At 61.5% G+C, this 22,412-nt stretch carries 19 protein-coding genes and 1 pseudogene; 4 read left to right on the top strand and 16 right to left on the bottom strand.

Annotated features, from left to right (window positions below; all coding sequences use genetic code 11):
* Window positions 1-16 precede the first annotated feature (16 nt).
* On the top strand, window positions 17-433 hold the full coding sequence (locus AC07P1_RS32065; protein ID WP_494699647.1) for a CesT family type III secretion system chaperone: 417 nt from the start codon (window positions 17-19) through the stop codon (window positions 431-433).
* An 18-nt stretch (window positions 434-451) separates the two neighbouring features.
* Here AC07P1_RS32065 and AC07P1_RS32060 read toward each other — a convergent pair whose 3' ends face one another.
* From AC07P1_RS32060 to AC07P1_RS32045, 4 genes are all read right to left on the bottom strand, one after another.
* Window positions 452-1,750 carry a ComEC/Rec2 family competence protein gene (locus AC07P1_RS32060; protein ID WP_494699646.1) on the bottom strand — a complete coding sequence of 433 codons (1,299 nt, stop codon included), beginning with the start codon at window positions 1,748-1,750 and terminating at the stop codon, window positions 452-454.
* On the bottom strand, window positions 1,750-4,101 hold the full coding sequence (locus tag AC07P1_RS32055) for a TonB-dependent receptor (protein ID WP_494699645.1): 2,352 nt from the start codon (window positions 4,099-4,101) through the stop codon (window positions 1,750-1,752). Before AC07P1_RS32055 ends, AC07P1_RS32060 begins: the two co-directional genes overlap by 1 nt.
* A 103-nt stretch (window positions 4,102-4,204) precedes the next feature.
* On the bottom strand, window positions 4,205-5,107 hold the full coding sequence (locus tag AC07P1_RS32050) for a FecR family protein (protein WP_494699644.1): 903 nt from the start codon (window positions 5,105-5,107) through the stop codon (window positions 4,205-4,207).
* 40 nt (window positions 5,108-5,147) lie between these two features.
* Window positions 5,148-5,798 carry an RNA polymerase sigma factor gene (locus AC07P1_RS32045; protein ID WP_494699643.1) on the bottom strand — a complete coding sequence of 217 codons (651 nt, stop codon included), beginning with the start codon at window positions 5,796-5,798 and terminating at the stop codon, window positions 5,148-5,150.
* Window positions 5,799-6,402: 604 nt separating this feature from the next.
* Here AC07P1_RS32045 and AC07P1_RS32040 point away from each other — a divergent pair.
* From AC07P1_RS32040 to AC07P1_RS32030, 3 genes are all read left to right on the top strand, one after another.
* On the top strand, window positions 6,403-6,543 hold the full coding sequence (locus AC07P1_RS32040; RefSeq protein WP_494699642.1) for a hypothetical protein: 141 nt from the start codon (window positions 6,403-6,405) through the stop codon (window positions 6,541-6,543).
* Window positions 6,544-6,558: 15 nt separating this feature from the next.
* Window positions 6,559-9,030, top strand: coding sequence for a hypothetical protein (locus AC07P1_RS32035; RefSeq protein WP_494699641.1), 2,472 nt, complete (start codon window positions 6,559-6,561; stop codon window positions 9,028-9,030).
* 298 nt (window positions 9,031-9,328) lie between these two features.
* On the top strand, window positions 9,329-11,734 hold the full coding sequence (locus tag AC07P1_RS32030; RefSeq protein ID WP_494699640.1) for a hypothetical protein: 2,406 nt from the start codon (window positions 9,329-9,331) through the stop codon (window positions 11,732-11,734).
* Here AC07P1_RS32030 and AC07P1_RS32025 read toward each other — a convergent pair.
* The 12 genes and pseudogenes from AC07P1_RS32025 to AC07P1_RS31970 all read right to left on the bottom strand — a co-directional run bounded on the left by AC07P1_RS32025 (window position 11,731) and on the right by AC07P1_RS31970 (window position 22,146).
* The gene (locus tag AC07P1_RS32025; protein ID WP_494699639.1) at window positions 11,731-12,285 is read right to left on the bottom strand and encodes an MFS transporter; all 555 of its coding nucleotides are present in this window, start codon (window positions 12,283-12,285) and stop codon (window positions 11,731-11,733) included. The two genes, AC07P1_RS32030 and AC07P1_RS32025, sit on opposite strands and share 4 nt — an antisense overlap.
* Window positions 12,267-12,416 carry a hypothetical protein gene (locus tag AC07P1_RS32020; protein ID WP_494699638.1) on the bottom strand — a complete coding sequence of 50 codons (150 nt, stop codon included), beginning with the start codon at window positions 12,414-12,416 and terminating at the stop codon, window positions 12,267-12,269. Before AC07P1_RS32020 ends, AC07P1_RS32025 begins: the two co-directional genes overlap by 19 nt.
* Window positions 12,417-12,418: 2 nt before the next feature.
* Window positions 12,419-13,480 carry a LacI family DNA-binding transcriptional regulator gene (locus tag AC07P1_RS32015; RefSeq protein ID WP_494699637.1) on the bottom strand — a complete coding sequence of 354 codons (1,062 nt, stop codon included), beginning with the start codon at window positions 13,478-13,480 and terminating at the stop codon, window positions 12,419-12,421.
* 23 nt (window positions 13,481-13,503) lie between these two features.
* Entirely contained in the window at window positions 13,504-14,310 is an 807-nt protein-coding gene (locus AC07P1_RS32010) for a DUF1868 domain-containing protein (protein ID WP_494699636.1), read from the bottom strand.
* 19 nt (window positions 14,311-14,329) lie between these two features.
* Window positions 14,330-14,464 carry a hypothetical protein gene (locus AC07P1_RS32005; protein WP_494699635.1) on the bottom strand — a complete coding sequence of 45 codons (135 nt, stop codon included), beginning with the start codon at window positions 14,462-14,464 and terminating at the stop codon, window positions 14,330-14,332.
* Window positions 14,465-14,512: 48 nt separating this feature from the next.
* Window positions 14,513-16,585 (bottom strand): TonB-dependent receptor, encoded by a 2,073-nt coding sequence (locus AC07P1_RS32000; RefSeq protein ID WP_494699634.1) that lies wholly within the window; start codon window positions 16,583-16,585, stop codon window positions 14,513-14,515.
* A complete protein-coding gene (locus AC07P1_RS31995) occupies window positions 16,503-16,859 on the bottom strand; it encodes a TonB-dependent receptor plug domain-containing protein (protein ID WP_494699633.1) in 357 nt (118 codons plus the stop codon). The genes AC07P1_RS32000 and AC07P1_RS31995 overlap by 83 nt, the downstream gene beginning before the upstream one ends.
* Before the next feature lie 122 nt (window positions 16,860-16,981).
* Window positions 16,982-17,281, bottom strand: a complete 300-nt coding sequence (locus AC07P1_RS31990) for a hypothetical protein (RefSeq protein ID WP_494699632.1) — start codon at window positions 17,279-17,281, stop codon at window positions 16,982-16,984.
* A 46-nt stretch (window positions 17,282-17,327) separates the two neighbouring features.
* Window positions 17,328-18,443, bottom strand: coding sequence for a XopAJ/AvrRxo1 family type III secretion system effector zeta toxin (gene xopAJ / locus AC07P1_RS31985; RefSeq protein ID WP_494699631.1), 1,116 nt, complete (start codon window positions 18,441-18,443; stop codon window positions 17,328-17,330).
* Window positions 18,440-18,697, bottom strand: coding sequence for a hypothetical protein (locus AC07P1_RS31980; protein ID WP_494699630.1), 258 nt, complete (start codon window positions 18,695-18,697; stop codon window positions 18,440-18,442). The genes xopAJ and AC07P1_RS31980 overlap by 4 nt, the downstream gene beginning before the upstream one ends.
* A pseudogene (locus AC07P1_RS31975) lies at window positions 18,698-18,865 on the bottom strand (IS5/IS1182 family transposase); the annotation flags it as partial.
* 839 nt (window positions 18,866-19,704) lie between these two features.
* Complete coding sequence (locus AC07P1_RS31970) at window positions 19,705-22,146, bottom strand: hypothetical protein (protein ID WP_494699629.1); 2,442 nt, start codon at window positions 22,144-22,146, stop codon at window positions 19,705-19,707.
* Window positions 22,147-22,412: the final 266 nt, after the last annotated feature.

The raw sequence follows: 22,412 nt of genomic DNA, 5'->3' as shown, positions 1-22,412 counted from the left end.
CCGGGGAAATCGCACAATGAACCATAAAGCTACTTTTGAAACTTTCGTCCACGCGCTGAGCCAGGAGATGGGCATGGAACTGGACCCCTCGCCAGGCCTGCTGAGGTTGGACTTGAACGGGGTGCCGTTCATGCTCGCGCATGATCCCGCGCAATGGGGGGAAGAAAACGTGGCCGTCGCCTGCGATTTCGGCGCGGTCCCGCAAGAGAACCGATGCGCCATCCTGGAGGCACTGCTGGCCGCCAACCGCGACATGCACGGGCTGCACTCCCCCGTCTTCACGATGGATCCCGACTCGGGTCATGTCCTTTCCATGTCGGCGCTGCCGCTGGAGGGGCTGGATCCGGGACAGGCGATGCTAACCATGATGAAGCACGTGGCCGTGGTCGACTGCTGGAGGCAGACGTATTTTCTGCCACCCGAAGCAGCCTGACATCGGCCGTGCGGACCGTCACCCCCGCGATGCCGATGCCGGAACGTCCATCGCTTCCGTCAGGAGCGTCACCGTGTCGGTCTCTGTGCGGTTGTCGGTGACGGCGACATAAAAGCGCTCGCCTCCCGGCATCACGCGCACCACCACGTGGCCATCATGACTGCGCAGGCGCTTCGTCAGCCGGCCGTTGGCCAGCAGGTTCTCGCGCATGACCGTGGTGGCGAACACGTCGCGCGGCCCCGGATACAGACGCTCGCTGAACATGCGTTCAAGTTGCAACACGTCCGGATGCGCGATGTGCCAGGACGGGATGACCCAGACGCGCGGCCGCAGGGTGCGGACGATGTCGCCGTTCAGGCCGTCGAACATGCCGTGGTGGTCGGCGGTCGCCACCGTCGCGGCGCCCGCCGCGCGCGTGGCCGGACCCAGCATGTCCTGCCAGGGCAAGGCGCCGTCGTTCGTATAGCTGGTCAGGTCGCCGGCCGTGAAATAGCTGAACGGTCCGTAGGCGATACGGAGCGCCAGCGAACACTGGTTCTCGGTTGGCCAGTCGCCGCGGGGGATGGATGCCAGGTCGGGGAATACCGCGCGCGACGATTCCCCCTGTCCGGTCCAGACCTCGCCGTTGGCCGCGACGTTGCGCACCGCGAAGCGGTGCGGCGTCGTTCGGTGGCCCCGGGCGGCGATCTGCCCCGCGCTGCCGACCTGGAAGCGTTCCACGGCCAGGCCGGCGCGGCACCGCGCCTCGACGAACGCGCGGTAGTTGTCGGCGAAAGGCGCGGCGAAACGCTGCGGAAAGTCGTAGTCCGGGAAGCCGCGGTCGATCAGCGTGTGGATCGGCATCAGTTCCGCCACGTCGGTCATGCCGCCGAGCCGGTACGAGCCCCGCACCGACAGTGGCGACTCCGCGTCGACGTCACCGATATGGTCGGGATGCAGGTGGGTCGCGAGCATGTAGTCCAGTTCGCCCTCGAGGTCCGCACGCGTCAACTGGCGGCGCACGTACCGCGCGATCCATTCGCCCGGACGACGGCTGGCGTCGGGGCGCGGCGCCACCGAGACATCCAGCCGGTTCAGCGAGGCACCGGCATCGATTTGCAGGCTGGTGCCGTCGGGCAGCAGCACGAACGTCGCATTGCCGCGTCCGGTTGCGATGTGGTGGATGTCCAGCCAACCCGGCTGCCAAGGGGCCAGCGGCCGGCCCGCGCGGTCTGGCATAGGCCTGTCGCCCTGGGTCGGGGCGGCCAGGGCCAGGCCGGCCGGCAATGCCAGCAGGGCGCCCAGCAGCAGGCGCCGCGTTTCGTTCGGCGCGGCCATCAGAAGCTCGCCCTCAGGCTCAGGCCGAAAGTGCGCGGTTCGCCGACATAACGAGCGCGCACGACCTGGGTTGAACGGGTCAGCAAATACGTGGTGTCGTTGGCGTTCTTGACCCACGCCATCAGCCGCCAACCGCGGTCGGGGGCTTCCAGTCCGGCCGACAGATTGGCCAGGCCATAGCCGGGCAGCTGGAGGTTGGGGTCATTGGCCGCGCCCGTGTTGTAGCTATCCTTCCACGCGTAGCTGGCCGCGCCCACCAGGTAGCCGTAGGAGACGGGATAGCTGAAGTTCGCCGCCACGCCAACCTGTCGGCGCGGCGAGTTCGACAACGGATTGCCGCTGTTGTTGACCGTGCCAACCACAAAGCGGTCGTAGCGGCCGTCCAGATAAGCGGCGTTGGCTGACAGGTCGAGCCAGCTTGCGGCCTTGTACGCGAGTTCCAATTCGCCGCCATCGACATTGGCCTTGGCGGCGTTGACGATGGTGAGAATGCCGGTCAGCGTATTGTTAACCAACTCCTGCTTATTGCGGTACTTCATGCGAAATGCCGCGGCGTTGAATCGCAGGCGGTTTTGCAGCCACTGCGATTTCAGGCCGAGTTCGAAGTTGTTCACCGTCTCGGGGTCGAAGGGGGTGCGGAAGGCCGCGGCGCTGGACGCGTCGGCGTTGTAGCCGCCGCTGGTGAAGCCGCGCGCCGCGCTCAAATAGGCCATGAGATTGGCGCGCGGTGTCCAGCTTAGTACCGCGCGCGGGGTAACTTCGTTCCAGTCGTGCGACAAACCGGTAACGCCGAAGCTGTTCGACGCGCGCAGCCGGTCGGTGCGCGCCAGGCTGGCGTCCTTGCTGTCGCGCGTGTAGCGCGCGCCCAACGTCAGGTCGAACGCCGCGGGAAGATGCAGGACGCCGTCGGCAAACACGGCGAGGCTGCGCGTGTCGACCGTTTGTTCGGCCAGCGTGGCGCCGGTCAGGGCGCCGGTCCGCGCCGCCAATCCGCACGTGCCGAGCTGGCGGTTGCCGTCCTCGTCCGCATAGTACAGGCCGGCCACGAAATCGCCGCCCGCCCATTTGGGGCTGGCATAGCGCAGCTCTTGCGAGAAAGTGGCGATCTGGTCGGCGTCGCGCGTGACGCTCTGGCTACCGCTGGTCAGGAAGGTATAGCTGGCGCCGACGCCTGAATAATCCTCACCGCTTTGCGATCTGCGATAAGCGCTGATCGAAGTGATTTCACCGGCCGGCAGGCGCCAGACCAGCTTGCCGGACACGCCCGAGATGATGCGTGCGTAGCGCTGGTCGATGCCGAGTTCCGACGTGCGCGCATTGCCATCGTTGCCCAAGGTGTCCGAGGACAGCGTGCGGCCGCCGTTGCGGTCATCGCTGTAATCGGCGCCCACGGTTACCGCCAGTGCCGGGGTGATGCGCATGTAGCCCTGCACGCGGAAGTTCTTGCTGTCGATGTCATCCTGCTCGCGACCGGTCAGGCGGTCGCGGCCAAGGCCGTCGCGCTCGCGCAGCGAGGCCGACAGCTTGATGGCGGCCTGCTCGCCGATCGGCATGTTGATCAGGCCCTTGGCTTGCCGTTCGCCATGGTTGCCGGCGGTGAGTTCGGCTTCGGCCGCGAAGTCCTTGGGATCGGGCTGGCGCGTATTGATGACGATGGCCCCACCGGTGACGTTGCGTCCGAACAGCGTGCCTTGCGGTCCTTTGAGGACGGCGATCGATTCGAGATCGAACAGTTCGAAGCTTGCTGCGCTGTTGCGGGGAATGAAGACATCGTCGACGAAGATGCCAACCGGTTTGTTCACGCCGATCTGGGAAAAGGTATTGCTGATGCCGCGGATGGCGATCGTCGGATTGGCCTGGCTGAAGGCGGAGACCAGCAGCCCCGGGGTCAGGCGCGCGACGTCCTGCAAGTTCTGCACCCGGTGCGCGTCCAGGGTCTTGGCCGACAGCGCCGTCATCGCAATCGGCACCGCCTGGGCGGACTGGGCCCGCTTCTGCGCGGTCACCGTGACCGTTGTCAGTTCCGTGTCGGAAGCTTGCGCGGATGCGCCGGGCTGCGCTGCTCGAAAGATGAGCACCGCGCCGCTGCCGTCCTTGCGCACGGCCAATCCCGTCCCGGCCAGCAAAGCGTCCAGCGCCCGGGCGGCATCCAACTGGCCGTTGGCGCCCGGAGTGGTGCGCTCGCGCACGTCATCCGCGCGGTACAGCAGTTGCACGCCGGTCTGCGCCGCGTATTGGTCGAGTGCCGTTTTCAGGTCGCCGGCCGGGATGTGCATGGTTGGGGCCTGGGCGTGAAGCGTGCCGCAGAATATCGAGGCGCACAGCGCGCCGAACAGTTTTGGATTCGCCATCGTCGTTTTTCCTTGCTTATGGGGGGCCTTACGGCTTGATTGGTGACTGCTGCCATGTAAGACGCTTGGACGGGAAAAATCCGGTACGCTGTCGAAAAAAAAATCAGCGCGAGATGACGATATCCTTGCCTTGCGGACGCGCGCGCAGCGCAAAGCCCTTTTCGAGCAGGCGCACGAAGCCGTCGACGTTGGTCGGGGCGAAGCTGCCGCCGATCGCGATGCCCGCCACGCTTGGATCGGCCAAGATGAGACGCCGTTCATTGTAGCGATTGAATTCCGCGGCCGCCTCGGCGAGCGTAGTCTGGTCAAATACGATGCGCCCCTCGCGCCAGGCGAGGCGCCGCCCGGTCTGCGCGTCGGTGTGCTCCGCGCGGACGATGCGGCCGTCCTGCGCCACCGCCTCCTCATTGCGCGCCAGTTCGACCGAGGAGCCATGCCCCGCCAGCCTGACGCGCCCCTGGGCGACCAGCACGCGCACGCCGGCGCCCACACGGCGCACCGTGAAACGGGTGCCTAGCACCGTCACGCGGTTATCGCCGGCCACCACGACAAACGGATGGGCGGGGTCATGGACAATGTCGAAATACGCTTCACCACGATCGAGCAAGACGGTGCGGGCCGATGCCGCCGGCGCGCGCAAGCGACTATCCGTGTTGAGCGTAACGCGCGAGCCGTCGCTGAGCGCGACGATGCGGTTTTCTCCGACGCGCGTTTCGTACGGCGCCTGGTCGCGCCCCGCCATCCAGGCCAGTTGCGCGCCCAATGCGACGGCCATCGCGATACCGGCCGCGATCCGCCACGATGAAAAGCGCGGCCATGTCCTCGGCGGCCGGGCCTTCCCGACACTCCGCGCGGCCAACGCATCCGCCTGTTGCCACGCGGCGCGCAGGCGCAGGTACGCGACACGATGGCGGGTATCGGCGTTTAGCCAGGCGTCGAAGTCCCGCTGCAGGGCGATAGTCAAGGCGCCGTCGTCCTGACGTGCCAACCATTGGGCGGCTTCCACCCCCACCGTTTCCGCGTCTCTCCCGCTTTCTCTCATGTCCTTACCTGCCTTGTTTGCGCAACTTGCGTTCCAACTTGACGATGCCAGCCCCGATGCCGCGGGCGCCCAAGGCATCGGCCAGGGCGCGCATGCCTTTGGCGATCTGCTTTTCCACCGTATCTTCCGCGATTCCCATCTCTGCCGCAACCTCGCGCTGGGACAGGCCATCCACCTTGCGCAGCACGACGACTTGCCGGCACCGCGGCGGCAGGGCTTCCAGCGCCTCGACCAGCACCCCCAACTCCATTCTGCCGCTCGCATGCCGCTCCGGCGTCAGTTCGTCGATGGCGAGGTGCTCCAGTTCCGCGTACGCGTCGATCGACACGACCTGGCTCCTGCGGGCCCGGTCGATTAATAAATTACGGGCGGTGGTCATGACGAAGGCGGCTGGATGCTCGGGCAGTCCCAAGCGCGCCGCGTCGTACACGCGTGCGTAAACTTCCTGGCGCAGGTCGGCCCATTCGTCGGCATCGCGCCAGTTGCGTCGAAGGTAGCCCATCAGGACGGGCTCGATAGGGAGGATCTCGCGGATGAACAAATCGTCCAGGTTGTTGGGCATGCGGTTTAGGTATGGACGAATGGCGGAAAGAAATCCGGTATCACGACGGGCAAGGCAATCGGTTAGTGTATCAATCGTACGTGACACGATCATGACACGCCCTGGCTGTATGCGGGCGCTTCGGCGCCAGCTGACGGCCAACGCTCTCCGGCGCCATTTCAACGCGCTTTTGCCACTTTCGCGTCCAGAACGCCATCGCAGAGCGATACCGGTCAGCAGCAGGATACGTGCCAGCGCTTGCCGCCACGTTCGAAATGCATGGGCCGGAGGCGATGACAGCCGCCGCACCAAATAAAGCCGTCGTTGCGCCCGCGTGGTGCAAACGGCAGATACCCAAATGTGCGACAGAACAGATTCCATATGGCAATATTACTTAATTGTCATTTCCGTTCCGCCAGCGTGTGGCCATGCCGTTGATGGAACCGGACGCCAACCCACCTCACTTACTATCGAACTTCCGCATCGATCCGGTGTTTCAATCGGACCGCGCCGCAATGCCCGTCCACGTCGCCACGCCGCGTGATCCATGTGCGGAAGTTTTCACGCCGGCCACGCGCTTGGCACATCGTCCACCCGGAACCATGCGGCGAGCCGCTTATGGCCAGCACGTTCCCGCACGCATTCCAATCTCGCCAGACGGCATGGGCCGATGAATGAGAGGAATGGCGTGCCAACACAGAATTCAAGGAAACAGAACATGATCAACATCCCGTCTACCCAACCGCTCCCTGCGCCATATGGCGAGGATCAACTGGCGCTGCCGCTGCTGCAGAAAAAAGAGCCGCCATCGGCATCCGATCCGGCCGCGGCGGCCTCCGCCGCAAGCACGGAGACCTAATCCGGCACCCGCGCCATGACGCCCAACCGTATCCACGCGGATCGCACCAGGCTGCTGCAAACGCTGACCGGCGAAAATGCCGCGACGGGCGCGAGCCCGGAGATCGAGGAGCACGACGCGCCGCCGCCCGCCAGCCCTCGGTCCGGCGGCGACGCCGGCGGTTCCAGCGCCGCCCATGCATGGCCGGAGCTGCGGTGCACGCTCATGATCTCCCCGCATACCGGCGAAGTGGCGTGGGCCGGCGCGGACGCGGACCGCCAAAGCGCGCGGCGCGAGGACGCGGCGGCGCTGGGCGGCCTGTTCGCGGAACTCAACGGCAGCGCGGCCTTCAGGGAAAACATGAAAGCAATCGCGGCGCGGCTGCCCGAGGGCCAGCGCTTCGAGATCGCCTACCAGATGGGGGAATCGATGGATCGGCTGTACAACACGCTCCGTTCCCGCTTCGCCGTCGAGACAGCACATTTGTGGAAGGACGCGGATCATGCCGCGCAACGGCGTCATGCCGCGCCGACGGACCTGGAGGCGCGGGAGGACGACTATGTCGAGCACGACCTGAAAGGAATGAGCGTCCTGAGCACTGCGCTGTGCGGTATCGCCAAACAGGGGCGCGCCTGGGATGAAAAAACCGGCGGCCGCGACTATGCCAGCATGACCGAAGTCACGGCCGATATCGCCATCAGCGTGCCGCTCGACAAGGGCGATGCCGGCATCGGACAACCGGCCACCGAGGCGCCACGGGCGGCGCACGAGATCCAGGCGGCGATGGCGGAGGAATTGCGACACGACAGCCATGCCGCGTTTCGCGCCGGCCAGGCCAACATCCATGCCCGTTACCAGGCCGGGAACATCGAGCTTAACTGGGGGGCGCTGGCCGGCAGCATGATCGGTGGCGGCGTCTATTCGCTTGGCATGATGATGTTGAACAATCAGATCAACCGGAGCATGATTCCGGACGAGCTGCGGAAAGAACTCGGATTGGACGAACAATCCGAAATCCGGAAGTTGTTCGGCGATGTGTCGGAAGACTTGCTGTCGGTGGCCACCCCATGGCAAAAATTCCTGATGACGTTCAATCCCAGCTGGCAACTCGGCAGTTGGGAAATTTTCGACAACGTGATCCTGGACGCGGTATTGGGCGGAGACGAAGAGGAAGAGGCCGACGACGCGGCGTCGACGCATGCCGACGCCCCATCCGTTGCGGGCGGGGACGACCCGGCCCAACGTTCGTGGACGGCCGCGTTGTGGCAAGCCCAGGAAAAAACGCGCGCCGCGCTGTCGGAGTTGTCGGTCGAGAAGGTGAGATCCGGACTGACGTCGGCGGCCCTGGGCGTGTCGAAAATGGCGGAACAGATGGTGTCGTCGGCGCTCTTCGCGGTGCCGGCCGGCGTGATCTCGGGCGCGTTTTCCTGGCCCGACAAAGCCATCGAAATCTGGAAACCGGGTCCGTCCGGCGTACCGTTCAAGGCCGGCTTCAAGCTTGCGGTGACCTCGCCCATGTCCAGCCTGGCTTGCAGTTCGGGCTTCTTCCTGAAAATGGGCGAAGTCGCGGCCGAAACGGAGGCTGCCGTCTTGCAGGCGTTGGAGGACAAGCGCTTGGCGTGGCCGCAACACAATCCGTTCGACGCCTCCCGGGAATTCGACCCGGGCGACCTGGAGCAGGTAAAGCGGGCCGTCTGGGACATGACGCAAGACCAGTTGAACAATGAACCGGATTCCCTGGCGGTGCGCTTGTCGGTGCCGATGGAATTCCTGTCCGGCGTGATGCAAGGAGGCATCTCGCTGATCCCGGGCATGAACCAGGCCATTTCCTTCGCCTTGGACACGCTATTCTTCGGTCCGGGGGAATTGCTTTGGATGACCATCACCGGCCTCGCGTCCAATCATGCCAACGAACGGGAATTGCGCGCGAAACTGGCCGAAGTCGAGCAGCAATGCAGCGAAAGCAATGCGTCGCCGAAAGAGGTCCGGCGCGCGGTTCTGCAGTATTTACTGGACAACAAACTCATCTCGGAAGACGCGCTCCAGCAATGGCGGCAACAAACCATGTCGATGCTGGGCGGTGCGATGATCCACCAGGTCTACGAAAAGAGCGCCGACCTGAAGAACGCGGGCCGCATCGGCATGCGTACCCTGCTGGTCGACGCGCCCCGCGGCATCGACGCCGCCCTGCCGCAACCGGTGCGGGCGCTGACAGCGGAAACGGGCAGGCTCGCGGGCGAGACCGGCAAGCACATCGGCGCATACGCCGGCAAGGCGGTCGACACCGTGGTGGCGGCGGGCGTCCATGCCGTCCAGTCCTCCATGCAATACTTCAAGGGCGACGACTACGTGCGCGACGAGCAAACCGCCGCGCGCTACGCCGAGGCGCTCAAAGCCATGCCAACGAATGCCGCCGTTGCGATCGCCGATATGCTGACGCCGGCAGAAAACAACCTGCGCATACGGGCCCGCTTGCCTTACGAGAGGGTGCTTGAACTTTCAAGGTAGCCGGTAACTCAACGGCGTTATTGCGCGGCCCGCTCGCGATCTCTGTAAGCGTGCGCCGCGCATTCGTTGGCGATCCAATCATCCCAGCCGCGTAGCGGTTGAATAGTGATCGACCACGAATACTTATCAGCACTCGTGGCCTACCCGATGTCAAATTCCACACGGAACGGCATGGGACCGAAATTTTCGCTTACTTTCGTAGATGGAAGATGGAACCATTAAGGGCGCGGCATCAACTATTCAAAGGAGCAGTTGTGCATCTACTTGTGAATTTCCCAACAGACTTGAAAGTGTTGAAATGCCGAAAAGACTAGAATCGAGCGAACCACCCCTCACGTCATTGCCGCTTCAGGTTTTCCCGGATGACGAACCGGTATCGACACCCGCGGCACACCAAGTTGGCGCTTCTTCAATGTCATCCGCGACGTCTTCTTCTCATCTGCCAAAAGGAACAGCAAGGGCTAGGCAATTACGCGACCAATATCTGACAGATAATGCCAAGATTTGGTTGGATAGACTACGCCGGGAAGGCCACATTCCACTGCTACTGTTATGCAACAGGATTATAGATTTCAAAAACAAGGCGATAGACCAATTCGGTCAACTCAACGAGACGTATAAAGACCAGCGGCACGGGCAGAAACTGGATGAATACGTCGAAAAACTCGGAGTGACACGGGAAGTATTAACAAAAGAAATTGACTGCTCAGCCCAGGACATTTTTGACACAACACGCAAGGCAAAATTATGCCTCGATGAATTCGATGCCTTATCGGAAAAAACCAAGACCGGCCTGATACGCGCCCAAGAAGGAAATTATGACCTGAACGACATTGTCTCGGGCACAAAATGGTTTTTGTCACATCATCATTTTGAAAAAATATCCGCGCTAAATACCATAGGTGAAATCGATCTTCAAATCGCCAGTCAGAAGCTATTAATGCTCCAGGCGGAGCAAGCTGTATTGGAAGAAAAAATGTCCGCGCCAGAGGTTTCCTATGAAGTGTTAGCGGATGTCGACAGGATGATTGGCAGGCTTGGCAACTTGCGCATTCATTGCAAAGAGGCCGCAGATAAACAAGCCGATACGATCCTGGAGTGTGAGTTCTTGCTGAGTTGGAAAAATTTGAAGACCCTGAATGGTCGAGATAAAAGAAACGAATTTTCCCAAAATATCCGGCAACACCTAACAAAGGGGGCGAGGATACACTCGCTTCTCCTTTTCTACTACGTCGCGAATAATATTGTCGAGACCTTGCGCTTACTTATACTGCTGACCATGCACAAAAGTGGAGCAGACGAGGATATACGCCTGAGGAATTGGTGCGATATTACAGACTCCTTAATCGGTTCTGATCTTTCCAACACCCATAGGGGGCTCACCGCCCTGGATGAGCTGGAAAGTACATTGCTCGATGCCAAGAAATTATCCACAGAATGGACAAGGGAAGAATTCTCCATGCTGTTGCAGTTGTCCAGCCAAGTGCTGAATCAATTAGAAAAACTCGTCAGAAGCTGCGCTATCAGCATCAATGAATATGAAAAGCTCGAAGGCATCGCCAAGGATGGGAGGATGGTCCCATCGCTGAAGGCGTTGGCCGAAACGCTCTCTCTCTCCACTGACAGCCATAAGCGTATTGTGCAATTCTGGGCCGGCAAGCTGCAGGAGCTGGAGGATAGGGATTCTTTCTTGCCACCAAACGAGCGGGCGCGGCGGCAACGATCGCCAATGCCATCAATTTTGCCGCAAGACATACACGAAACGGCCGATGGTCTGGTGGTCGGTCAAATCAAACAAGACGGAAAACTTGAACGTCTGGGCAGAAAGGGAGAGGTCACAGACGCGTATTTCAAGGATGACAGCGGGCATTGGATCAGAGACTACGAAGAGCCCGCGCCAATACAACCTACGCCTGCTATTCTCACGACCAAGGCTACGGCGAGCGACAAGACAGAAAAGCTGATGGAGAAAGCTGGCAGGATCGCGGACACGTCCTTGCAGTCCTCCGTGCGGGCTCGCGCCGCGGTCAAGGAAATTGACGCCTTGGGCGACGATTACATGACGCGATTTGACAAGAAGTTCGAGATTTTAAACCGGGCCTCATCCCGTCAAAGCAGGGCCATCAATCAATTGGCAGAGATTCTGGCCGATCTATTGGTCATGCGGGCGCAAGACGAAGACACCCCTGGAGAAAATGCGAAAACCGTCGCGCAGAATCACCTGATACGCTTGAAAGAGGACAGAAAAAGCGTAAGAAGCCTGTTCAAACAGGTAAAGGACGAGCAGGATATCCATGCCCGAAAAATGCGAAACCCGAATGAGGCAGATCTCCGTTTCCTGCTGGGAGAGGATCAGGTGAAGTCGATCAAGAGAGTCTTCCAGCATCGCCAAAATCGAGCCGAAGGAAAAGAGATGGATTGGCTTGATCGTTATATTGTCTTTGTCAAGCCTGGCCCGCAGGGCGAACAATACAAACCTTGGATCGTCCACGCGCATTTCGATTCCAATGCCTCCGGAGCCAAACCAGTACATATACATATGAAGCGCGATGAGGAAAAGGATTGGGGCCCGGATAAGAAACCCTATCACTCTCTTCCACTCAGTCAGAATACTTTCGATATAATACAAAAGGAGGCGCAGAAAGAGGAGCCGCAGAAACAGCCGGCCGCATCGACAAAAAAGAGAGGTGGAAGACGTCGTTAGACTGTAGTCGAGTAACGCGCCAGGGGCAGTACTGAAGCAGGCAAGTTCTGCGCTGGAGCCAGCAATGCGCCTCCGCTCACCGCCACCAGCGGCAAGATCATGCCAAGCCAGGCATTGGCGCGGCCCGCCGCTGCCTTGAACGGCGCCATGGCGCGGCGTCTTGGCCGCAGGACTGGTGAATCGGGTGGGCGCGGACAAATAACATAAAAGCGCGGCGAAGGCGGCGGCAGACCCGGCGCCACAGCAGACAAACGGCCCTGCCAGCGCCATCGCGCTGATCCACGAAGAACAGCGCGACAAACACCACGATGAGTTCCCCTGCCGAATACAGGTCGTACACAATGGCCCGTGCGCACACCCCGCCCCCCCCCCTGTAGCGCACGGCAGAATACCAGGCCGGCCAATTCCGTGGCGAAAAAACAGCCGGCCGACGCCATGACAAACAACAGCAAGCCCGCCAGCAAGGCTGGGCGCCGGCCGCGGCGATCGGCCAGATTCCCCCACAAGACCTGGGTTGCGCCAAAGCCGAGTATCAACGCGGAAAAGCCCATTGGCGCGCCGCGCCATCCCACATAGCCAGCAACGGCAAGGTTGGCAGGATCAGCGCGCGGCTCAAGGCATGCATCGACAGCGGCGGCACCAGCAGGATGCGCACGGTCGCTGTCGCCAGTTCCCGCGCCATACTTAGCGCGTGGGCCGCAGGGCGGCGCGTGATGAACTGTCGCGTACCACCAGGCCGGCAGGGAAAACTTGCTGAACCGGCTTGCCGTCGGCACCCAGTATCCGGTCCAGCAACATTTGTACACTGGCCCGCGCCATCTCCAGCACCGGCGAATGGACGCTGGAAAGCGGCGGAATGCTGTAGTCATCGTAGTGCATATTATCGAAGCCGACCACGCTGACCTCGCGCGGCACGCCGACGCCCAGCTCATGCAAGCCCTTCAGCGCACCCAGCGCCATGCGGTCGCTGGCGAAGATGAGCGCGTCCGGCCGGTCGGCGCCGACGCACAACTGGCGTGCAATGCGATGGCCGCTGGCCAGGGACCAGTCGCCGTTGAGCGCCCACGGCATGTGCTCCGACAGGCCGTGACGCGCCATCGCTCCCAGGTAACCGCGATGGCGCTCCTCGATATCCTCGTTGATATGGCCATCGCGCTGGCCACCGATGAACGCGATGCGGCGGCAGCCCCCGGCATACAGGTGATCGACCACCTCGGCGGTCACCGTGTCGTTATTTTGCGCGACGTAGGAAAATGCCGGATCGCGCGTACCGAACACCACGAACGGCAGCCCGTCTTGCTGCAACCGCTCCAGCACCGGATGGCCCGTGCGCTCGACCACCGCCACCACGCCGTCGATGCGGCCAGCCAGATACATATCGCGCACGCAGGCGTAGGCGGCGGCATCGTCACCGATCTGGCTGCGCTGCATCAGCGCATAGCCGTGGCTATCGGCCACCCGGCTCAGCACCTGGACCACGTTGTTCCAATAGGTGTCCTGAATTTGAAACGAGCGGTTGTCGTAGGCGGCACGTTCGCCGAAAAAAACACAGGCCAGCGTATTGGTGCGGATGGCCCGCATCGAGCGGGCCGCCATGCTCGGCACGAAATTGAGCGCGGAAATCACTTCCCGCACCTTCTTCAGTGTTTTATCGGCCACCATTTCAGGATGGTTGAGCACCAGCGACACCGTCTGGTAGCTCACCCCGGCTATCCTCGCGACGTCCTTGATGGTCACCCGCTTCATCTTCGTTTCAACAGTCAAATTGGCTACCCCGGGATGCGCTGTCGCCCCCGTCCCACCCGGAACTGGGTGTCGAATGCGAACATATCGTAGAAAACGCAAAACGCGGGCGCGCCGATCTCAATGACCGGCATCCGCTTTTGCAGCATGCTGAAACAGTCGGATTGTACCGCGATATAGTCGCTTTCCTGCCGCGGCGCCATCCAATCGACCAGATAGGCCAGCGAGATATGGAAGCCATAACTATCATGGTCCGGGGCGCGCAATCGCAAGCGTTCGGCCAGGCGGTCACGCAGACGCCGCAGCTTGCGATTCTCGGCCTCGTCCGCCGGCAGCAGGCGCAGCGTGGCGCCGGGATCGCGGCGGACGCTGAATTCGTCGAGCCGCATGCGCAGCGGCAGCGCGGTTTCCAGCGCAAAGCCTTCCAGCTTGCGTTCCAGATGACGGTGGCTGGCCGCCAGCGGCGCATCCCGCGCCAGGTCGGCCGGCCAGATGCCGGCGCCGCGGCTGCTCTCGGTCACCCCTTCAAACACCGTCATGTGATAGCTCGACGGCGGCAGCAAGGCCAGGCAAGGCGCGAAGCTGCCGGCGGCCAGCGTGTCGCGCACGCTGGTGAGCGCGTCCGATAGCGCCGTTCCCAGCGGGATGTGGCTGACGATGGTGTTGCCGGGGAAGCGGAACGGGCTACCGTCGACGTTGAACTTGCGCCCCACCGACGGCGGCGGCTTGCGCGCGACGTTGCCGGGCGCGTCCTGCGGTTGGGCGGCGCCGGCGCCGGCCGCGACGGCGGTCAGCGAGGCGTTGAGGATAAAGGCACGGCGGGACGTGGACATCGACAAGGTTCTCCTCTGATTATAGTTTGACATTCAGGCCGACCAGCACCGACGGGTACAGTTTCCAGGCCGACTGCAGATACTGCTGGCCCGGTCCAAAGTTGTACTGCTGCCCCTGCGACGTGGCGTTGAGCACATCGAGCGAAATCGTCATCCGCTTATTGATATCGTAGGCCAACTGGATATCGATATTGTCGGTCGCCTACTGATAACGGTTGAAGACGAAACCGGCGGGCGTGAAATTGGCAAAGCGGCTGTCCCACAAGCGGCCCAGATGGCTCCATGCCAACGTGGCGTGCAGCGGGCCTTTTTCGTAGTACAGCGCGGCGTTCCAGATCTGCCTCGCTTGCTGCTGCAAGGCGTCGAGCACCACGCGGCTGCCATCGGACAAAGTCACCGGATAGTGAGCGCGGCTGAAGCTGCCGTTCACGCTGGCGCCCAGGCCGTTGAACGGCGCGGGGAGGAACGTGAAATCCTTGGTGATGCCGAACTCGATGCCCGTCAGGCGCGTCTGCTCGGCCGTGTTGCGGGCCTGGGTCACCAACACCTGGGTCGGCGCGCCATTGACGGTCAGCGATTGCATCTGCCCATAATTGAAAATCTCATCCTTGATACGCTTGTGGAACAGCGCCAGCGAGACGATGCCGCGGCCCTCGTCCAGATACCATTCGTGGCCCAGGTCCAGGTTGGTCGACAGCCTTGGCTTCAAATCCGGATTACCGGTCGACAGCGATGGCACGGCGCCGGTGGTGTTGAGCGCACCGCCATGCATGGCGATCTGGTCGAAGCGTGGCCGCCCGAGGTTTTGCGAAAGGCCGACGCGCAGCTTGCTGTCGGCGCCGGTCTCGGGCACGCCCGACAGCGATGGCAGCACCCGGCTGTGGGAACTGGCGGTCGACACGGGTACGTACGCTCCATTGGTGGCCAGGTAGCCGTCGCTGTCGAAGCGGGCCCGCTCCAGCCGCAGGCCGCTGACCAGCAACCAACCGTCGGTTCGGAACCGCGCCTGGACATACGCCGCATCGACGTGCTCGCGGATGGCGTAGGTATTGCCGTATTGCGAGGCCAGGTCGACCGTGGTCTTGGCGCTCGGGCCATACTTGGCAAACGCGGCATCGGCCAGCGCGAAGTCGATCACCGGAATGCGGCCGTTGCAGGCCACCGCGCACAAGCCGTCACCGCCGACCACGTCGGCCAGCGTGGTCGGCGAACCGCTGTAGTCGGTGCGCGAGAAGGCCGTTGCCGAATCGGTCAGCAAGACCCGTGCGCCGACCGCGCCGCCCCAGCCTCGGCCGCCCTCGCCCATGTTGTACCGCAGATTGGTCTGCACATCCTTGACGGTGGCGTGGTAGCCGGTGTCCTCGGCGCGAGGATACTGCAGCGCGTAACGGCCCGGATCGGCGGCATTGGGCGAGACCGGCGTAAACACCGGGTATTTGCCGCTCCAGTCATAATTGAAGGCCAGGCCAGGCTGGACGAAGCGCTCCCAGGTTTGCGGATTGTCGACGGTCGACTTGGACAGGCTGGCGCGCAGGTCGGCCGTCAGCAGCGGCTGCAGTTCCAGATTGAGTTCACCGTTGGCGCCGTACAGCGCGCGGTCCCAGCGCAACCGGCCGACATCGGCCGTCTGCGACGCCGAACCGATAGTGCCGCCCGTCGCGCTCTGGCCGGTGACCTTGGCCGAGGCATCGACCGAGGCCAGCAAGCCGTAGCGGTCCGAATATTCCTTCTGGCGGAAATCGTAAACGCTCACATAGGCGCCCATGCCATTTTCCGGATGCCAGTCCAGCCGCGCGGTCAGGCCGGTGCGGGTGCGGGTGTTATCGTAGTTATACCAGCGGCGCTCGGCCGGCACCGCGTAGCCGTTGCCACCGCCGAACGCGGCGCTGCGGACGCCCGCATCGGTATAGCTGTTCAGGGTGCTACCGGATTCGATCTGCGGCACGTTGATCGCGCGTGTCCAGTAACTGGCCGTGGTCATCAGGCAGAAGCTGTCGTTGGGGCCGAAGCGCGTGGCCCAGCGCCCTTGCGCCTCGCCGATCGGCCGCGGCCCGCCCGATGACGACTTGCCGAAGTTCTGGCCGGCCTTAGCGGAAAAATCGCGCAGGTCGGCGCGGTAATTGAACGCCCCGCCGCCGACCAGGTTGACCACGCCGCCGATGGCCCCGCCGTCGGTTTCCGGCAACGCACTCTTAGTGACGTCGACCCGCCGCACAAAGTTCGACGGCAGCACCTCCATATACACCTGACGCCCGCCGACATCGGCTGTCGCCATCGATCAAGGTGGTGTTGTAGTTAGCGTTCAGACCGCGCACGACGACAAATCGCGGCTCGCCCTGGTAGCTCAGGGTGGCCACGCCGGTCACCCGCTTGAGCACGTCGCCGACGTTAAAATCGGGCAGCCTGCCGATTTCGTCGGCGGCAACGCTGTCGACCACGGCGACCGAATCGCGCTTGGTGGCGATGGTTTTGGCGTTCGACGAACGCACGCCCTTGATTTCTATGGTTTGCGGGACCGCTGCGGCGCCATCGCCGAGCACGTCGTCCATTACGGTGTCGCGGGCATGGGCTGGAACGTTCTAATTTCAGTAAAATCGTAATTGGAACGTTCTAATGATAATGGCACGATATGACGCGCGGATGACAGGATAGGGGAAATTTTTCCGCATGGTCAGGACCAGGGGAGCAAGCGCGTGATGCGTTCTGCAAACTCGGCCAGCGTCCGCACATCCTCATGCTCAACGTAGTAGCCATATTCCCAGGCTATACGGCATCGCTCTTCGTCCACCGCCATGACGCCCATGCGGTCAATATCGCACATTGTTCCCAGCCTTTGAAGATCAAAGGGCTCTTTTGAGCGCGCCGCAGCATCCTTCTTCGCTTTCTCCAGATATGCCATCCTGTCGGCGGTATGGCTACGTTTGAGCCGCTCGTACAAGGCAAGCGCTTTTTCACCGCTTAGCGATATCATTGAGTTTCTTCCATTGAAAGCGGCCGAAAATATGGCCTCGAGTACGCTATTCAGACTGGGCGCTGTGCGTGTCAAGCGCCTGCATCCAGCTCATGCCGACATACCTGGCAAGCGCATCGCGGGCGTGCGGTGCTCTTTGCGTATCCAACTCTTTCGTCAAAGCATCAATCGACGGCTCATCGATTATTTTATTTCCCATCCGGGTGGAAACATTGTCCTGCATTGCAATCAGCTCGGAAAACAAATCCGTGTCGTAGACCGCCAGTTCTCCATGTTCTACGCCGGCAACCCGGATCTTGTCGCCGCCGGCGGCGGTTCCATACAGGGTATACGAGCCAAGTTCCGGATTGTCGAGGAAGGTATCGATGACGGCAATGCGATTGCTGCGGATGGCCGAGAATCCGTCGCACACCGCCCGATACGGCGGAACCGGATGCGCGCCATCCGGATCGCGTTCCAACACGCCGATCAGCGATTTCTCCAGCGCGGCGTCTATGTCGCAGAGCACAAGCTTGCGCTTGGAACCTTTGGCCATACCGGCGTAGCGCTCGATTTCGTTTGCGCCGGCAAGCCTTTTATCCACCAAAATACTCACCGAAGCGCCATCAGCGGTTTTGAGAGGAAGTAATGTGTCCTCCAATTGGTCCGATAACATGCATGATTCGGCATGCACCTGGGCCGAACTCAATTTGCCATTTTCACGCAGACGGCCTTTAAATATATCCGGATTGATGGATACGCCTTCGCTGTCCCTCAAAGCCTGCGCAAGCAGCGGAATCGCTGTTATCGCCGTGCGAGTTTTTCCCACAGCGGTGTTGCCGCGCATGGCATAAATTGCCGGCTCTGTTCCTTCATGTCGATGCACGGCTTCGGCAAATCGCAATGCCTTCACGGTCGCTTCCGCTATCAGAACCTTGTGCAATTCACGTCGCGTTTTCTGCCAATGCCGGGAGTCCGAGAGGTATTGCCAGCGCGTCGGCCCTTTGGGCGGAAGGGGGGCAACACCGTATAGCTCATCACTGGTTTTCCGAAGAGCCCGCCAATGGGCGGTCGTGGATATATTTTTCTGATGGATACCAAAGTGAACGGCTCTGCCGCCGAAAATTTCCGCTGTAGCTTGAAGGTGGATCTCCACAAGAAGCGCTTTTTGTATGGCACTCATTCTTGGATTCGACAATCCAGGTTTTTTTGTGGCACCCCGTTGGGAAACGCGCGGGAATCCGCGCCGCCCTGATCGGCAGTGCCGTTTACCAACGCACCGATTGATCCGGGGAGAACGGCATCCATGTTGTACGGCATGGATGATCCCGAGCGAAAATAATCCAGTCTTTGCGGCGAAAAAAAATGTCTCATTTTGATCAATAAATTCGTTTGATCTATTAAAGTGGCCGTGAACTTGAACGAAGTTCCGTTCATTCATCCATGCCCACTTCGCGGCGTTAGCCGGGTGTCCAGTCGCGTGAAGCGGTTGAGAATGGCGACGCGCACCTACAACTCGGCCACCTGCCGGTCGAAGTCGCGCGCCATCACCTGCTCGCCGAGCAGCTTGAAGCAGCGCTTTGGGGTTTCAACCAGGCTGCGCCGACGCTGGCGATCGCCTCGTCCACGCCAATCTGTTCCAACCAGCACGGCAGCATGGGCGCGTCGCCGGTGGCGTTGTCCCTATGAGGAAACATGGCTTTACTTTCTAGAAAGTTAGTAACAGCCACATCGCGCCGACTGTTACCCATAAACGTCGGCAGGACAAGGATGGATTTATGCAACAATACCAATTTTCAATGGAAAGATACCGGACAGTTTCTACATAGAGAGCCAATAGTTGGTCAACCCATCCTTCTCTGGATTTTTGAAATCCCTACGAATCATGTAACCCCCAGTACAGCCATCGGAACTGAAAGAAATTACGGTAACATTCGCACCTCCAATTAAATCTTGCCGTCCATCTACCCAGGAACTGGTTTTAACGCTGGAAAGTTTACGGCAGGCGGTAAACGGGTAACCGAACGAGTCAACAGTGGAGATATAGATAGATCTCATCTGAGGACTAATCTTTACCATCAAATGATGGTTTACAGACCCTGCCTGCGCGGATGAAGTGAGCAGAGTGAAAAAACAGACAACGCCTGACAACAACAAACTACGCGGGCGCGACTGAAACAATGAAGATTTACGCATGATCATTCTCTTTGTTAAAAATAAGATACTGTATGACGCATGAGAACAAGTAACCCCTTAATGCCTGTTTTTGAGGGCCTAGATCAGCCGCTGGGCATCAATTGCTTATGAGTAAAGAAATCAGGGACAGAGTTCCACAACACAGTCCGATTTATCGGTAACTATTCAGCCCGAGATGGTTACTTCCCAAACATACTGCAAACGCATGGGTTTCGATCATCATCGCGGGATGGTCAGTTCGACAACGGTCAGACTCCCAGGTAGTCCCGCACCGATCGATAGTCGTAGAGTTCATCCTTCATGGCGGAGATGGTGTCCGCCCGTTCACCGGGCGCGGCCTTCTTCTCCAGCCCGGAGCGCGCGAGTTCGTCGAGCGCCCGCCGTAGCGCTTTGCGCGCAAGGGTGATTTCGCCTTGTGGTCCGCCTTTCGCGCGCATCAGATTCATCAGTCCGACGGGGCCGCTGGTCAGCCCGTGCTTGACCGCTTTTCCCAGCAGCCCGAACTCCTGCCGCCTGGTGTAGGTGTGGCGACGATAGCCGGCGGTGGGCCGCAGGTCGACCTGGCGCCCGGCCGCCTGAAAAGACCATTCAGGGCTATCCACGCGTGGCGCTTGCGCGGCGGCAGGCGGCCGGCCCGAGAGTATTTTCTTGTTGTCCGCCTTGCTCATCCTGACTTCGCCGGTCGCCGCCGTGAAGACCGCCCCGCCCGTCACGCCAGCGGCGACCGCCAGCGCCAGCGGAGCCGGCCGCAGCGCCTCGTGGGAATCGCCATGTTCATGCATGGTGTCGATCGACGTGATGGCATCGGCAATCGGCAGGCTCGTCCCCGTCGACACGCCCGCCTGAAAAGCCTGCACATAGCGCTGCACGATCTGCGCCGACTCGCCCGGCTTGCGCATGCGGGCGCGCCGGTCCGCTTTTTCGAGCGCTTTCAAATCGTCCAGGCATTTTCCGATCATGCTGTCCTCGGGGATCTGGCGCCAGCGCGCCGCCTCGAAGGACTCGAAATCGTCGGCCTGTCGCTTGGCAAGCGTGAGTTTCTCGACGAGCTCGACAATTTGATGGCGCATGGGCTGGACCGTGTGGGCCGGCGCGCCGTCGCGTTCGGCGGCGGCGATCTTGCTTTCGGTGTCCAGGTACTCCCGTACCAGGTCACCGATGGCGTCTTCGTAGACTTCCCGAACGGCCGCGATACGGACTTCCGCCTGCGTCATGAACGACTGCCGCAACGCCGGTTCGGACACGTGCTCGGGTCCCAGGTTTCGGAAGTCCATGCGCGCCGCGTCTGCGACCAGGAAGTCGGCCCATTTCATGTTGGCGCGAAAATTGTACCGATGCTTATTGCGCCGTTCGTCAAGATAGCCGGCCACCCACTGCAAGGGAATGGTCGCGCCGATCATGGCGGGGCCGACAATCTGGCCGACCACCGGCACGGTCGCCGACACCACGGCCCCGGTCACGCCCACGCCGTTGACCGCCATGCCCCACCCTTTGCTGTAGGTCTGGGTCCGGTTCAGGCCTATCCGTCGCCGATAATGCCGGTCGACAGTTTCATGAAGGGAAAGAAACGCATCCACAACACCGGCGAGGGCCTGGTCGTCGCCGGGCGCAAAACGCGCAAGCGCTTCGTCCAGCCGGCCGCGCCTGGCGCGGGCGGTACGGACGATCTCCCCCATGTCGGGACTCTTGTCGATCTGCGGCATCACCACGGGTTGCCCGCCCACCCGCAGGAACGATTCCTTGACATCGGTAACCGTGCGCAGTTTTCCCGTCAACAGCGGATTGACTATGTTGGGCGGCAATTCGTGGGACAGTATCTTGACGGCTTTGCCCACCGCTTTCAAGACGTGCCCGCTCCCCGGTATCTCGGAAACGCCCAAGCTGACCCCGGCCGCGGCCGAGCTGACGACGCGCCCCGCCACGCTGTGCAGGCCTTCGTACAAAGCCGCGTGATGGATGCCTTGCTTATACTTTTCGATATCGATGTTCAATGCCGCGATCATATGCGCCGATGCGACATCGGTCAGCAAAGTCCTGGAATAACGTTGCGGATGCGCTTGCACGTCGGCGATCAGTCGATCCACCGGCATGGTCAGCAGGTCCGCCAGACGCGATCGGGCAGGTTCCGACCGCGGCGGACGCGGCATGAATTTCGCCAGGTTATTTTTGGGACAATAAACTTCGGCCGCCCTGCGCAGCTTGATGGCGGCGACGGCGCCCTCGGGGTCGAGCGGCCGTTGCTTGGCCCACATGTAGTCGGCCAGCAGGGTCTCCCTTCGCGCGAAGGGGCCGGGGATTGCGTCGCCGGCGACAAGATGTTCATCGCGCCCAGACACCTGATACGAGATGTGGCTGTCGCTGCGTTCCACCTGGCTGCCGATCAGCGATGCCGTGTCTCTTTCCTGGTGCTCCGGCAGCGCCAGTCTGGCCGACCCGAACCGGGCGGCGCGGCCCGTCGGTTCCGGCAGCCTTCCCTGCGGGAGCGGCGCGGACAGCGTCCTGCTTACCGTCGAGAATAACGCCAAAGCGGCGCGCCGATCCGACGACCGCCGCTCGGAACGACAGGCCGCGCCGCCGTTGTCGCCGACGGTCGGGGGGGCTGGTGTCGCGCCGCCATGCGCGGCCTCGCCCCGGGATGGTTCAGGCCAATCGTGCAAGGACGATAGGCTGGTATTGATATCTGTTTTCATTGGAATATTGAAATGAGTCCGTGAGAATGTCAGTCGAACCATGCGTGCCCCCCGTTCCCCGCGGAACCCAGAATAATTCCAGATATCCAAACTCCATATCGGTATAAATACAGCTATCTGCCGCCCATCCACACAAATATTTTCCATCGGAAAGAACGGCAGAAGGAACCTGCCCGCCCGCCGCCGCCACATACATCCGGACAGTGGTGACATCTTGCCGAAAGGTCGTATCGGTGCGGACCACTTGGCATTCCCGTCAACGCCGG

Source organism: Duganella sp. GW821-FHT07F09 (assembly GCF_059418705.1).
Note: the sequence above shows the minus strand (reverse complement) of the source record. Positions and strands in the feature narration are given on the sequence as shown.

Bases quoted from the DNA above. Each gene is read 5' to 3' on its own strand.
- AC07P1_RS32065 (WP_494699647.1), top strand. From the start codon at position 17: ATGAACCATAAAGCTACTTTTGAAACTTTCGTCCACGCGCTGAGCCAG.
- AC07P1_RS32060 (WP_494699646.1), bottom strand. From the start codon at position 1,750: ATGGCCGCGCCGAACGAAACGCGGCGCCTGCTGCTGGGCGCCCTGCTG.
- AC07P1_RS32055 (WP_494699645.1), bottom strand. From the start codon at position 4,101: ATGGCGAATCCAAAACTGTTCGGCGCGCTGTGCGCCTCGATATTCTGC.
- AC07P1_RS32045 (WP_494699643.1), bottom strand. From the start codon at position 5,798: ATGATCGTGTCACGTACGATTGATACACTAACCGATTGCCTTGCCCGT.
- AC07P1_RS32040 (WP_494699642.1), top strand. From the start codon at position 6,403: ATGATCAACATCCCGTCTACCCAACCGCTCCCTGCGCCATATGGCGAG.
- AC07P1_RS32035 (WP_494699641.1), top strand. From the start codon at position 6,559: ATGACGCCCAACCGTATCCACGCGGATCGCACCAGGCTGCTGCAAACG.
- AC07P1_RS32030 (WP_494699640.1), top strand. From the start codon at position 9,329: ATGCCGAAAAGACTAGAATCGAGCGAACCACCCCTCACGTCATTGCCG.
- AC07P1_RS32025 (WP_494699639.1), bottom strand. From the start codon at position 12,285: ATGGGCTTTTCCGCGTTGATACTCGGCTTTGGCGCAACCCAGGTCTTG.
- AC07P1_RS32020 (WP_494699638.1), bottom strand. From the start codon at position 12,416: ATGGCGCGGGAACTGGCGACAGCGACCGTGCGCATCCTGCTGGTGCCG.
- AC07P1_RS32015 (WP_494699637.1), bottom strand. From the start codon at position 13,480: ATGAAGCGGGTGACCATCAAGGACGTCGCGAGGATAGCCGGGGTGAGC.
- AC07P1_RS32010 (WP_494699636.1), bottom strand. From the start codon at position 14,310: ATGTCCACGTCCCGCCGTGCCTTTATCCTCAACGCCTCGCTGACCGCC.
- AC07P1_RS32005 (WP_494699635.1), bottom strand. From the start codon at position 14,464: ATGACGATTTCGCTCGATGTGCTCAACGCCACGTCGCAGGGGCAGCAG.
- AC07P1_RS32000 (WP_494699634.1), bottom strand. From the start codon at position 16,585: ATGGCGACAGCCGATGTCGGCGGGCGTCAGGTGTATATGGAGGTGCTG.
- AC07P1_RS31995 (WP_494699633.1), bottom strand. From the start codon at position 16,859: ATGGACGACGTGCTCGGCGATGGCGCCGCAGCGGTCCCGCAAACCATA.
- AC07P1_RS31990 (WP_494699632.1), bottom strand. From the start codon at position 17,281: ATGATATCGCTAAGCGGTGAAAAAGCGCTTGCCTTGTACGAGCGGCTC.
- xopAJ (WP_494699631.1), bottom strand. From the start codon at position 18,443: ATGAGTGCCATACAAAAAGCGCTTCTTGTGGAGATCCACCTTCAAGCT.
- AC07P1_RS31980 (WP_494699630.1), bottom strand. From the start codon at position 18,697: ATGAACGGAACTTCGTTCAAGTTCACGGCCACTTTAATAGATCAAACG.
- AC07P1_RS31970 (WP_494699629.1), bottom strand. From the start codon at position 22,146: ATGAAAACAGATATCAATACCAGCCTATCGTCCTTGCACGATTGGCCT.